The following is a 12,723-nucleotide window of genomic DNA, read 5'->3' as shown; positions in this document are numbered from 1 at the left end:
CGAAGAATTCTTCAACAACTTCAACCACTTGCGCTTCCGATCTCTCGTCAGCGGGAGGCGAATTCTACAGCGTTACACGCTGCTGTCAACACCTCTTTTTCAACTTCCTTTCGGCTTCGATGACCTGAAGCAACCTGCTGCCGAAACCTACATAACTCATTGAATCTCAAGGAGTTTTCCGTTTCGACTGCGCCGGAAGTGGGGCGAATTATAGACATCTGAAATCTGCCGTCAATCGTTAATTTCGCTTTTCTTGCAAAACCTGTTTTTTTGCCAGCAAACGCGGGATCCGACGCGTCACTGACGGAATACGCAACACCAGAAGGACTACACCTATAAAGGCATAGATCGCCCACTCCTCGAGATCAGCACGCACGATCCACAGCATATGTAGCAAACCCAAGCCTAGAATCACGTAGACCAGACGATGCAACTTCTTCCAGCGCACACCCAAACGACGCTGACTGTAGCGATTCGAAGTCACCGCCAGCGCCAACAATCCGAGAAAGCCCAACGCCCCCACTATTATGTAGGGGCGCTTGCGCAACTCGACCGCCAGCTGCGACCAATCGAACCCCAGGATAAACGCCATATAGCTGCACAGATGCAAAACCACATAGGTAAAACACCAAAGCCCCAACTGCCGGCGAACCGCAACCCACCCCGCCCAACCAGTGAGCTTCTGTAGCGGCGTCATGCTCAGGGTGATAAGCAACAATACTAATGTTCCCAACCCCAACCGATCAACCAACACTTTGCCGGGGTCCGGCCCAAGCAAATCCTCAAGCGCCTGATACAACCACAAGATCGGCCAGACAGCCGCAGCAATGAAAACGCCTATACGCCAGTACGGAAATCGCATCAGTAGTTCTTCCGCAGATCGAGCCCTGTATATAAAGAAGCGACTTCATCCGAATAGCCGTTGAACATCTGCGTATCACGCACATTCGGCTTGAACAGACTGTTCGGCAGACGCCGCTCCCGTGCCTGCGTCCATCGCGGGTGATCAACTGTCGGGTTCACGTTCGCGTAAAAACCGTACTCATCTGCCGCAATGCTTTGCCAAGTGGTTTTCGGCTGCTCGCTGACCAGACTGATACGCACGATGGATTTGACGCTCTTGAAGCCGTACTTCCACGGCACCACCAAACGCAGCGGCGCGCCATTCTGGTTCGGCAATTCGCGGCCATACATGCCCACCGCCAGAATCGCCAGCGGATTCATCGCCTCATCCAGTCGCAAACCTTCTACATAAGGCCAGTCGATCAATGCAAAACCGGAGCGTTGACCGGGCATGCTCTTGGGATCTTGCAGCGTCTCAAAGCGGATATATTTGGCATTGGATGTCGGTTCGACCTGCTTGAGCAGCGCCGAGATAGGAAAACCGATCCACGGAATGACCATCGACCACGCCTCGACGCAGCGCAAGCGATAGATGCGCTCCTCCAACTGGTACGGTTTCATGAAATCTTCCAGCGCATACCGCCCCGGCTTGCCCACCTCCCCGTCTACCACCACACTCCACGGTTCGGTTTTCAGCGAGCCAGCATTCGCCGCCGGGTCACCCTTGTCGGTACCGAACTCATAGAAGTTGTTGTAGTGGGTGGCGTCTTTATAAGGCGTGATCGCCTCATCCTTGACGTTGACCGCCCCCCACTTAGTAGAGGGAAGCTTTTCTGCAAACCATGCAGGCGCCTTGCCCGGCTCGACATCGGCGTATCTAGACGCATCCTCGGCATTGGCCCAGCGCGGCAGGCTACTGACGGCAAGACCGGCAGCAGTAACCCCCAACAATTGGCGGCGAGAGAGATAAATGGATTCAGGCGTGACATCCGACTCGTTGCAGTCGGACGCTTTGGGGATTTTGATCAGCATGACAACTCCGCAGCTTTGGAGGACAGATGCACCCATAGACTGCGGAGTATGCGGGAAATTACATCACTCGGCTTTTTTGTGGCGACGAAGATGCAACAGGTACTGCACCGGGCCAGAAGCGGCGTAGGCGAGGAACACCAGCAGCAGAATGCGCGGCGGATCGCTGAAGACCACGGCGAACACCAGCACCACTGCAAGGATCGCCACAAACGGCACGCGTCCTTTCAAGTCCAGCTCTTTAAAGCTGTTGTACTTGATGTTGCTGACCATCAGCATGCCAGCAGCCGCGACCATCAGCGCGACCAGGAACGACATCTTCGAACCCTGAATGCCGTAATCGCTGAACGCCCAGACAATACCCGCAACCACACCGGCTGCTGCCGGGCTGGCCAGACCAATGAAGTAGCGCTTGTCAGCTGTGCCGACCTGAGTATTGAAACGTGCCAGACGCAACGCCGCGCCCGCTACATAGATGAAGGCGACCATCCAGCCGACCTTGCCCATGTCGCCCAGTGCCCAGCCGAATGCCAGCAGCGCCGGTGCGACACCGAACGCGACCATGTCCGACAGCGAGTCGTACTCGGCGCCAAAGGCACTTTGCGTATTGGTCATGCGCGCGACACGACCGTCGAGGCCGTCGAGCACCATGGCGACGAAAATCGCGATCGCGGCGAAAGCGAAATACTTGCTCGCATTCGCCGAATCACCGGCACTCAACGCAGCCTGAGCGCTCATCGAGTTGATGATGGAATAAAAGCCTGCAAACAGGTTCGCAGTGGTGAACAGATTCGGCAGCAGATAGATACCACGATGCCGGACTTTACGACCTTCTGCGTCGTGCCCTTCTTCGATGTGTTCATCGATGGGCAGCAGGCTTTCGGCGTCAGAAGCCTTGTTCGGCTCTTCGGGACGTTCGCTCATGGACATTACCTTGCAACGGTTTGGAGAAATTTCGACAGGTGCTTGGGGACGACAGTTCGGCCACAAACGCTGCTGCTTTATACCAGAACCACCGGCCCAAACGAAAAAACGCGGCCTAGGCCGCGTTTTCCGTACAAGAAGAACGACTTAGTTTTTGGCTTTGTCGACGATCTTGTTGGCACCGATCCACGGCATCATGGAGCGCAGTTGCTCGCCGATGACTTCGATGCCGTGAGCGGCGTTGTTACGACGCTTGGCGGTCATCGAAGGGTAGCCGGTTGCGCCTTCGCTGATGAACATTTTGGCGTATTCGCCGTCCTGAATACGTTTCAGGGCGTTGCGCATGGCCTGACGGGATTCGGCGTTGATCACTTCCGGACCAGTCACGTACTCGCCGTACTCCGCGTTGTTGGAGATCGAGTAGTTCATGTTGGCGATACCGCCTTCGTACATGAGGTCAACGATCAACTTCAGTTCGTGCAGGCACTCGAAGTAAGCCATTTCCGGCGCGTAGCCAGCTTCAACCAGAGTTTCGAAACCGGCTTTGACCAGCTCAACGGTACCGCCGCACAGAACGGCTTGTTCGCCGAACAGGTCGGTTTCGGTTTCGTCCTTGAAGGTGGTTTCGATGATGCCGGTACGACCGCCACCAACGCCAGCAGCGTAGGACAGTGCAACGTTTTTGGCGTTGCCCGAGGCGTCCTGGTAGATCGCGATCAGGTCAGGGATACCGCCGCCTTTCACGAACTCGGAACGTACGGTGTGGCCCGGTGCTTTCGGCGCGATCATGATCACGTCGAGGTCGGCACGCGGAACAACCTGGTTGTAGTGGATCGCGAAGCCGTGGGAGAAGGCCAGGGTGGCGCCTTTCTTGATGTTCGGCTCGATTTCGTTCTTGTACAGAGAGGACTGGAACTCGTCCGGGGTCAGGATCATGACCAGGTCGGCAGCCGCAACAGCGGAAGCAACGTCGGTCACTTTCAGGCCGTGAGCTTCAGCTTTGGCAACAGTGGCCGAACCTTTACGCAGACCAACGGTAACGTCGACACCGGAGTCTTTCAGGTTGCACGCTTGGGCGTGGCCCTGGGAACCGTAACCGATGATGGCAACTTTCTTGCCCTGGATGATCGACAGGTCGCAGTCTTTATCGTAGAAAACTTTCATGAATTTCCCCTTTATATCCAGGCCGTTCAGGCCATTCGCTAATTTGGTTTAGATGCTGAGTACTTTGTCGCCGCGGGCAATGCCGGTCACGCCGCTACGGACGGTTTCCAGAATCGATGCGGTGCCGATGGACTGAATGAAGCTGTCGAGCTTGTCGCTGGTACCGGTCAGTTGAACGGTATACACGCTGGCACTGACATCGACGATCTGTCCACGGTAGATATCGGTGGTGCGTTTGATCTCGGCGCGCTGGGCGCCAGTGGCCTTGACCTTGACCAGCATCAGTTCGCGCTCGATGTGAGCGCTTTCCGACAGGTCCACCAGCTTGACCACTTCGATCAGCTTGTTCAGGTTTTTGGTGATCTGCTCGATGACTTCATCGTGGCCAACGGTGGTCAGCGTCAGACGCGACAGGGTCGGGTCTTCGGTCGGGGCCACGGTCAGGCTTTCGATGTTGTAGTTGCGCTGCGAGAACAGGCCGACTACGCGAGACAAAGCGCCGGGTTCGTTTTCCAGAAGCAAGGAAATAATGTGCCGCATGATTAAGTACGCTCCGTCTTGCTCAGCCACATATCGCGCATCGAGCCGTCTTTGATCTGCATCGGATAGACGTGCTCGCTGGTGTCGACCGAAATATCGATCACGACCAGGCGATCCTTCATGGCGAACGCTTCTGCCATCTTCGACTTCAAATCTTTCGATTCGGTGATGCGTACGCCAACGTGGCCGTAGGCTTCAGCCAACTTGACGAAGTCAGGCAGCGATTCCATGTAGGAGTGCGAGTGACGGCTGCCGTAGCTCATGTCCTGCCACTGACGCACCATCCCCAGAACACCGTTGTTCAGGATGACGATTTTCACTGGCAAGCCATATTGCAGGCAGGTCGACAGTTCCTGGATGTTCATCTGGATACTGCCTTCACCGGTGACGCAGGCAACGTCGTCATCCGGGAAGCTCAACTTGATGCCCATGGCCGCCGGGAAACCGAAGCCCATGGTGCCCAGACCGCCGGAGTTGATCCAGCGATTCGGCTTGTTGAACGTGTAGTACTGCGCCGCGAACATCTGGTGCTGGCCCACGTCGGAAGTGATGAAGGCATCGCCCTTGGTCACTTCGCAGAGGGTTTCGATCACGGTCTGCGGCTTGATCTTGCTGCCGTCGCCCTTTTCGTAAGGGAACAGGCCGCGATCACCGCGCCATTCATCCACCTGCTTCCACCAACTGGCCACGGACTCCTTGTTCGGGGTCTCGCCGATTTCCTTGAGGATCGCAACCATTTCGGTCAGGACGCTCTCGACCGGACCAACGATTGGTACGTCGGCCTTGATGGTCTTGGAAATCGAAGCCGGGTCGATGTCGATGTGGATGATCTTGGCGTTCGGGCAGAACTTCGCCGCGCCGTTGATCACGCGATCGTCGAAACGCGCGCCGACCGCGAGGATCACGTCAGCATGGTGCATCGCCAGGTTGGCGGTGTAGCTGCCGTGCATGCCGAGCATGCCGATGAACTGACGATCAGTGCCAGGGAAACCACCCAGGCCCATCAACGTGTTGGTCACGGGCAGATTGAGCATTTTCGCCAGTTCAGTCAGCGGTGCGGAACCGTTGCCGAGGATCACGCCGCCACCGGAGTACATGACCGGACGCTTGGCCGCCAGGAGCATTTCTGCCGCCTTGCGGATCTGTCCGGAATGACCGCGAACGGCCGGGCTGTAGGAACGCAGCTTGGCTTTCTTCGGGAAGATGTATTCGAACTTCTCGGCCGGGTTGGTCATGTCTTTCGGGATATCGACCACGACCGGGCCCGGACGACCGGATTGCGCCAGGTAGAAGGCCTTCTTCATGACTTCCGGGATTTCCGAAGCGTGCTTGATCATGAAGCTGTGCTTCACGATCGGCCGGGAGATACCGATCATGTCGGTTTCCTGGAACGCGTCGGTGCCGACCATGGTGCTTGGCACCTGACCGGAAATGATCACCATTGGAATCGAGTCCATATAGGCGGTCGCGATACCGGTGATGGCGTTTGTGGCGCCAGGACCGGACGTCACCAATACCACGCCGGCTTTACCGGTGGCACGGGCATAACCGTCAGCCATATGGGTTGCCGCTTGTTCGTGACGAACCAGGATGTGAGTCACTTCCGGTTCTTTGAACAGGGCATCGTAAACATGCAGGAGAGCACCACCCGGGTACCCGTAGATATATTTGACGCCTTCGTCACGCAAAAAGCGGACGAGCATCTCACCGCCAGATAAAAGCTCCACGTTGTTCACCTCTAAAACGCCAGAATACCGTCCACAAAAAAGGGGCGGGTCTTAATAGGTTTACTTCTCGGCAGAGCATGAGCGACGGTGGTCGCCGACTACGTCAGCACTGACTGAGCAAGTATTGGGATCGTCCCAAGTGTTGCGGGTCTTTCCCACCCAGCGCGAGGTAACGCGTTGCGGGTGTAACAGGTCGGCGCGGATGTGCGCCTCATGATCTACCGAGTGGGTCTGCTTCTGGCAGTCCCTCTACAGCGGACTTTGGATTCTTCTGTTTCGCCCTCTCCAAGTCAAGTCGTCTGTGAGGTTAATTGTGGGTAAGCACATGAGAACGCAAGAAAAAACCTGAAAACCGCTACTCTGTTAGTGTCAATTGCGCAATTTTGCCAAGGAATCAGCATGCGAACGCTCCTCCTAACACTGCTGATCGGCCTCAGCCCATGGTGCATGGCCGCTCAAATCTACAAATGGGTCGATGCCCAAGGGGTGACCCATTTCGATGCGCAGCCGCCACCGGGTCAGCCGTCGACGACTTTGCAGACGCCCTCCTCGCCGCCGCAGAAACCGGCGGCAATGCCCGGCAGTGGCGTGCTCGGTGATCAGAAGGCTATTGATGACAAGGTGAAGAAGCAGATTGCGGATCAGCAGGCGCAGCTCAAACAGTTTTGTGAGCAGGCACGGACGAACCTTGCGCAGTTGCAGAACAATCCGCGATTGAGGGAAGAGGTCGAGGGACAGTTGCGAAGGCTGGATGATGCTCAGCGGCAGGAGCGCATTGTCGAGGCGCAGAAACAGATAAGTGAAAACTGCCAGTAGCGACTGGCAGTTTCCAATTCAACGCGAGGCAGTGATCAGCAGGTCAAACTCTTTGAGCAGCACCTGAAGCTGACGATCCTTGCCCTGCAGGTTGCGCTGGGCGAAGACCATTTCAGCCATTTCCTGAATGCCCGAGGCGTTCGGCAACGGCAGATCCTGTTCGAGGATCATCTTCATCCGTGGCAGGAAGATCCATTGCAGCCACTGTTCGAAGTCCAGTGTATCGACCGAGAACGGCTCGACACTGCTCAGGGCTTCGGCCGACGGCTGCACCTCATCCCACCAGCCTTGAGTACGCAGCTCACGCTCGATCAGCAGCAACTGATCGGCGATTTTCGGGAAACGGGCATCCATCACAGCGAAACCTTGGCCTTCTGACGGGCCTGAGCGGCGCCGGCCGAATCACCTTGTTTCTCACGAGACTGAGCGATGATTTCCCACAGACTGGCTTGCAGGTCCGGACGACCATTGGCCATGGTCAGCGCACGACGGGCGAACTGCTCGGCCTGCGGTGCATCGCCTTGAGCCATGCGTACCTGCGCCAGACGATAAAGCACTTGCGGCTCACGCGGTGCGACACGCTGGGCGCGCTCCAAGCTGGACGACGCACCGTTGAGGTCGCCGCCGGCCTGTTGCTGTTGCGCGGTGGTCAGCAAAGCGAGTACCGGGCCGTCCAGTTGCTCGTCGGCCGACAGACCGCCGCCACTGCTCGCCGAAGGAATGCCGCTCGGGGTCGACGGCATGCTGTAACTGCCAGTGTTGATCGGCGCCGACTCAACCGCTGAAGGGTTGTAAGGGCCTGGCGTGATACCTCCGGACGCAGGACCCGGCACGATCGGCGAAGAGCTGATCGGTGCAGAGGTTGTTGCGCCGCCACCCGGCACCATCACCACCACGCCGGTATCACCTTGCGGAATCGCCTGAGTCTGGCCCTGCGCAGGACGCTTGACCGTCGTTTGGCGGAAACCGCCATTGGCCGAAATACGTTCGCTGTTGGACACCGCAGTACCGGAGTCAACCACCGGAATCGAACCACGCTGTACGGTAGAGCAGCCGCTGAGCAAAGCCACGGCGGTAACCGCTGGAATCAACCACTTGTTCACTTGAAACCCTCTTTGCTTAATTCATCCAGCCCTTGACCCAATCCATCACCGACTCGCCGGAAGCGGGCGTTTCGCCCGCACACGCGGCGCCGGGTGGCGGTTCGCTGCCGCGAATATACGGCATCTGCACTGCCCCTGGGCAGTTGGCATCGGAGCCCTGTCCGGTACGCGAATCGACCCACGCCTGCACGACGTTGTCCGGCTGCGGCATGTCCAGCGGCAGCGGATCGGCCTTGCGCATGAAACTGGTCCACACCTGCAACGCACCAGTGGCACCGGTAAACGGTGTCTTGCCGTTATCGTCGCGTCCCAGCCACACCACCGCCAGCAGATCCTGACTGAAACCGGCGAACCAGCTGTCCCGGGAATCGTTACTCGTACCGGTCTTGCCCGCCAGCGTCAGAGTCTTGGGCAGCACGTTATAAACCGAGCTGCCGGTACCTTCACGCATCACGCGCTGCATGGCGTTCTGGATCAGATAAATGGACGCCGGATCGAAACGCTGCTCGATCTGGAACGGATAACGCTTGAGCGGCTCGCCCTCGGCGGTCAGCACGCTGCGAATACCGCGCATCGGCGTGTTGAAACCGCCGTTGGCGAGGGTCTGATACATGGTCGCGACTTCGATCGGGGTCATGCCGCCAGCACCCAGCAACATCGACGGGAACGCCGGGAACTCACGCGTTACGCCCAGACGACCGAGTGTTTTCAGCACATTCGGCACGCCGACTTCCAGACCCAGACGCGAGGTCGACAGGTTGTAGGAATGCGCCAGGCCCTGATAGAGGAACACGGTGCCGTGGGAGCGGCGATCATAGTTCTGCGGCTTCCACACCTGACCGTTCGCGCCTTTGACCGACAACGGATCGTCGGACAGCCAACTGGTCAGGGTGTACTGGCTCGGTTTCTCCAGCGCGGTCAGATACACCGCCGGCTTGATCAACGAACCGATCGGCCGCACCGCATCCAGTGCGCGGTTGAACCCGGCATAACTGGCCTGACGGCTGCCGATCATCGCCTGGACTTCGCCGGTTTCCGGATTGGTCACGACCATCGCCGCTTCCACATCATCGGAGCCTTTGCGCCCGGACAGACGTTTAAAGGTGTCGTTGACCGACGCCTCGGCTTTCATCTGCAGGATCGGGTCGAAGCTGGTGAAAATGCGCAGACCTTCTTCGGTCAAGTCTTCGTCGCGATAGTCTTCACGCAACTGACGTTTGACCAGATCGATAAAGCCCGGGAACGAGCTGTCGGCGAGCTTGCCGCGCGTGGTCACGCCCAGCGGCATTTTCTTCGCCGCTTCGACCTGTTCGGCAGTCGCCACGCCTTGCTGCTCAAGCACGTCGAGCACCAGGTTACGCCGTTCCAGCGCACGCTCGGGATTACGACGCGGGTTGTAGTAGGACGGGCCTTTGACCATGCCGACCAGCAACGCCACCTGATGCAGTTTCAGCTCGGACAATGGCTGGCCGAAGAAGAATTGGCTGGCCAGACCAAAACCGTGCACCGCACGCTGACCGTCCTGGCCGACGAAGACTTCGTTGAGGTAAGCCTCAAGAATTTCCTTTTTGTCGTAATGCAGCTCCAGCAGCATCGCCATCATTGCTTCGGTGAGCTTGCGAGTCAGGCTGCGTTCGCTGGTCAGGTAGAAGTTTTTCACCAACTGCTGGGTCAGCGTACTGCCGCCCTGGGTCATCTTGCCGCCAGAGGTGTTAACCCAGACTGCGCGGGCAATCGACTTCGGCGACACGCCCCAGTGGCTGTAAAAATCACGGTCTTCGACAGCGACCAGAGTTTCGAGCAGATACGGCGGCACCTGATCGAGTTTGATCAGAATGCGGTCTTCGAGATTTTTCGGATAAATGCCGCCGATCATCAGCGGTTCAAGACGCACCACAGACAGTTTCGAACCGTTGGTCGCCGACAGCTCAGCCACATAATCGCCAGAGAAGCGCACGCGCACTGGCTGCGGTTTCTCCAGGCCTTCATAGAACTGGAAGCCGCGGGTATTCAGATCGACAGTATTGCCGCTGACGGCTGCGGCGCCGGGGCCATTGCTCACGGCTTCGCGGCGATAACCGAGGGCATCGAGTTCGGTAAGGAAATCGTCCTTGCTGAGTTTTTGTCCGACGAACAGCTCAAGCGGCCGTGCGTAGACCTTCGCCGGGATGGTCCAGCGCTTGCCGGAGAACTTCTCCTGCACCACGGCATCGAGGTAAACGGCGAAGCCGGCCAGCACCACAAGGCCGACCAGACTGAGTTTAATGGCCCAGCTCAACCACGGGCTAAGGCCCTTGGAGGGTGGTTTTTTCTTGGTACGGGGGGATCGAGTTCGAGTCATGGCGGCGGATTATACGCACTTTATTCATCCTCAACAGGAGCGCTCCGAGGTTTGCGTCAGGCTGGCGAGCGGCCATAATGGCGACCTCGAATTTCCCCCAGTCTCTGAAGGATCGCCCGTGAGCCAGTCACTGATCGCTGCCCTGCAAAACCCGGCCCTCTACCCGCACCCTGTCGAAGGGTTTCAGGTCATCGAAACGCATATCTCGTGGGTGATCCTCACCGGTCCGTTCGCTTATAAAGTGAAGAAGCCGGTGAATTTCGGCTTCCTCGACTTCACCGGCCTCGAGTCGCGCGCGCATTTCTGCGCTGAAGAGCTGCGTCTGAACCAGCGTCTGACTGACGATTTGTATCTGGAAGTGTTGCCAGTGACCGGCAGCGTTGAAGCACCGCAACTGGGTGGCGACGGCGTAGCGATCGAATACGTGCTGAAAATGCGCCAGTTCCCGCAGAGCGGTTTGCTCAGCACCTTGCAAGCCAATGGCGAGCTGACTACCCAGCACATCGATGAGATGGCCGAGCAGATCGCCCGCTTCCATCTCACCGCGCCAAAAGTCCCGGCCGAACACGATGCCGGCACCCCGGACAGTGTGATGGCGCCGGTCTCGCAAAACTTCGAGCAGATCCTGCCGTTCCTCAGCGACAAAAACGATCTGCTGCAACTCGACGCGCTGAAGGCCTGGGCCGAAAGCAGCTTCGAGCGTCTCAAGCCGCTGTTCGCAAAGCGCAAGGCCGACGGTTTCACCCGTGAATGCCACGGCGATATTCACCTGGGCAACGCCACGGTCATTGACGGCAAAGTGGTGATCTTCGACTGCATCGAGTTCAACGAACCCTTCCGCTTCACTGACGTCTGGGCTGACACCGGTTTCCTCGCGATGGACCTGGAAGACCGTGGCCTGAAATCCCTGGCGCGCCGCTTCATCAGCCAGTACCTGGAACTGACCGGCGATTATCAAGGCCTGGAAGTGCTGAACTTCTATAAAGCCTACCGTGCACTGGTTCGCGCCAAGGTTGCGCTCTTCAGCATGCCGGCAGACGCAACGCCGGTGCAGCGCGCCACCACCCTGCGCCAGTACCGCAACTACGCCAACCTGGCGGAAAGCTACAGCACCATTCCTTCGCGCTTCATGGCGATCACCCACGGCGTTTCCGCGGTCGGCAAGAGCCACGTGGCCATGCGTCTGGTCGAAGCACTGGGCGCCATTCGTCTGCGCTCGGACGTTGAGCGCAAGCGCCTGTTCGGTGAGCAAACCGTCGCCAACGACGTGCAGGCCGGTATTTACAGTGCCGACGCCAGCACCGCGACCTATGCGCGCCTGCATGAAATCGCTGAAGTGATCCTGCACGCCGGGTTCCCGGTGGTCATTGACGCGACTTACCTCAAACGCGAACAGCGCGACAACGCGGCGAAGATCGCCGAAGCCACCGGCACGCCATTCCTGATCCTCGACTGCAACGCGCCACAAGCGGTGATCGAGAGCTGGCTGGCGATTCGTCAGGCGGACAAACAGGATCCGTCCGACGCCACACTGGCCGTGATCGAAGCGCAGCAGGCCAACCGCGAAGCGCTGACACCGGAAGAAATTTTGCGCAGCAAACGCGTGCAGACCAATGAATCCGGCACCCTGGACACCGTGGTTGCGCAGATCCGTCAGCGCCTGCCAGGCCTGTAAGAAACTATTTCGGCCGTGAAGCCCTCGCTTGCTTCACGGCCGTCAAATAGTGGCACTATACTGGCGTCATAAAACCAACGGTGATATGACATGAGCCAGCCGAAACTTCTCGACACCCCGCTATATGCCTTGCTGCACAAAGACGACATCACAGGCTTCAACAAAGAGCGCCCGCAAGATGGCCCGATCGACATGGTCGGTGGCGATTTTCGCGGTCTGGATTTGCGTGAACTGAATGCCGATGGCGTGGATTTCCGGGACGCGTACTTCCGGTCCGCCGATTTGCGTGGCATCGATTTTCGCAATGCATCGCTGGAAGGTGCAAGCCTGGCCCACGCGCAGATTTCCGGGGCGTATTTCCCGCCGGAGTTGAGTGCTGATGAGATTCTGATGTCGATGAATTTCGGTACGCGGTTGCGTTATCGCACTCGCTGATCGCCTCATTATTCTCTGACACAACGCCCGCTGGGTGGGAGCGAGCCTGCTCGCGAAGACGGAGTGTCAGTCACCCTGATCGTGAAAGTCAGAACGCTTTCGCGAGCAGGCTCGCTCCCACATTTA

The 12,723-nt window shown here is 58.1% G+C and carries 12 protein-coding genes; 3 read left to right on the top strand and 9 right to left on the bottom strand.

The genetic code is table 11. The annotated features are described in order from the left end of the window. Positions 1-238: 238 nt before the first annotated feature. From msrQ to GTU76_RS08095, 6 genes are all read right to left on the bottom strand, one after another. Entirely contained in the window at positions 239-862 is a 624-nt protein-coding gene (gene msrQ / locus GTU76_RS08120) for a protein-methionine-sulfoxide reductase heme-binding subunit MsrQ (RefSeq protein ID WP_175553202.1), read from the bottom strand. Then, positions 862-1,875: a protein-methionine-sulfoxide reductase catalytic subunit MsrP gene (gene msrP / locus GTU76_RS08115; RefSeq protein ID WP_016983476.1), complete on the bottom strand. Its 1,014-nt coding sequence runs from the start codon at positions 1,873-1,875 to the stop codon at positions 862-864. Before msrP ends, msrQ begins: the two co-directional genes overlap by 1 nt. 63 nt (positions 1,876-1,938) lie before the next feature. Continuing rightward, complete coding sequence (gene pssA, locus GTU76_RS08110; protein WP_016983477.1) at positions 1,939-2,796, bottom strand: CDP-diacylglycerol--serine O-phosphatidyltransferase; 858 nt, start codon at positions 2,794-2,796, stop codon at positions 1,939-1,941. 147 nt (positions 2,797-2,943) lie between these two features. Further along, a complete protein-coding gene (ilvC, locus tag GTU76_RS08105) occupies positions 2,944-3,960 on the bottom strand; it encodes a ketol-acid reductoisomerase (RefSeq protein ID WP_007909969.1) in 1,017 nt (338 codons plus the stop codon). Between the two features lie 48 nt (positions 3,961-4,008). After that, positions 4,009-4,500 carry an acetolactate synthase small subunit gene (ilvN, locus tag GTU76_RS08100; protein ID WP_003176102.1) on the bottom strand — a complete coding sequence of 164 codons (492 nt, stop codon included), beginning with the start codon at positions 4,498-4,500 and terminating at the stop codon, positions 4,009-4,011. 2 nt (positions 4,501-4,502) lie between these two features. Next, on the bottom strand, positions 4,503-6,227 hold the full coding sequence (locus tag GTU76_RS08095) for an acetolactate synthase 3 large subunit (RefSeq protein WP_026000476.1): 1,725 nt from the start codon (positions 6,225-6,227) through the stop codon (positions 4,503-4,505). Between the two features lie 399 nt (positions 6,228-6,626). On the opposite strand from GTU76_RS08095, the gene GTU76_RS08090 reads away from it, so the two are divergent. Then, positions 6,627-7,043 carry a DUF4124 domain-containing protein gene (locus GTU76_RS08090; RefSeq protein ID WP_180698391.1) on the top strand — a complete coding sequence of 139 codons (417 nt, stop codon included), beginning with the start codon at positions 6,627-6,629 and terminating at the stop codon, positions 7,041-7,043. A gap of 18 nt (positions 7,044-7,061) precedes the next feature. Here GTU76_RS08090 and GTU76_RS08085 read toward each other — a convergent pair whose 3' ends face one another. Genes GTU76_RS08085 through mrcB form a run of 3 tightly spaced genes read right to left on the bottom strand, consistent with a single transcriptional unit; the run spans position 7,062 to position 10,487 of the window. Next, positions 7,062-7,397, bottom strand: a complete 336-nt coding sequence (locus tag GTU76_RS08085; protein ID WP_077574549.1) for a YqcC family protein — start codon at positions 7,395-7,397, stop codon at positions 7,062-7,064. Then, the gene (locus GTU76_RS08080) at positions 7,397-8,146 is read right to left on the bottom strand and encodes a tetratricopeptide repeat protein (RefSeq protein ID WP_016983481.1); all 750 of its coding nucleotides are present in this window, start codon (positions 8,144-8,146) and stop codon (positions 7,397-7,399) included. Before GTU76_RS08080 ends, GTU76_RS08085 begins: the two co-directional genes overlap by 1 nt. A gap of 16 nt (positions 8,147-8,162) precedes the next feature. Then, positions 8,163-10,487: a penicillin-binding protein 1B gene (mrcB, locus tag GTU76_RS08075; RefSeq protein ID WP_175553200.1), complete on the bottom strand. Its 2,325-nt coding sequence runs from the start codon at positions 10,485-10,487 to the stop codon at positions 8,163-8,165. Positions 10,488-10,605: 118 nt separating this feature from the next. Here mrcB and GTU76_RS08070 point away from each other — a divergent pair, with 118 nt between their 5' ends. Together GTU76_RS08070 and GTU76_RS08065 are read left to right on the top strand one after the other, a co-directional pair. Continuing rightward, positions 10,606-12,162, top strand: coding sequence for a bifunctional aminoglycoside phosphotransferase/ATP-binding protein (locus GTU76_RS08070; RefSeq protein WP_175553199.1), 1,557 nt, complete (start codon positions 10,606-10,608; stop codon positions 12,160-12,162). A gap of 90 nt (positions 12,163-12,252) precedes the next feature. Next, positions 12,253-12,597, top strand: coding sequence for a pentapeptide repeat-containing protein (locus tag GTU76_RS08065; RefSeq protein ID WP_007909940.1), 345 nt, complete (start codon positions 12,253-12,255; stop codon positions 12,595-12,597). The last annotated feature ends 126 nt before the right edge of the window (positions 12,598-12,723 follow it).

This window comes from Pseudomonas crudilactis (genome assembly GCF_013433315.1).
In the GTDB taxonomy this organism is placed as follows: domain Bacteria; phylum Pseudomonadota; class Gammaproteobacteria; order Pseudomonadales; family Pseudomonadaceae; genus Aquipseudomonas; species Aquipseudomonas crudilactis.
This window is presented reverse-complemented; position numbering and strand designations above follow the sequence as displayed.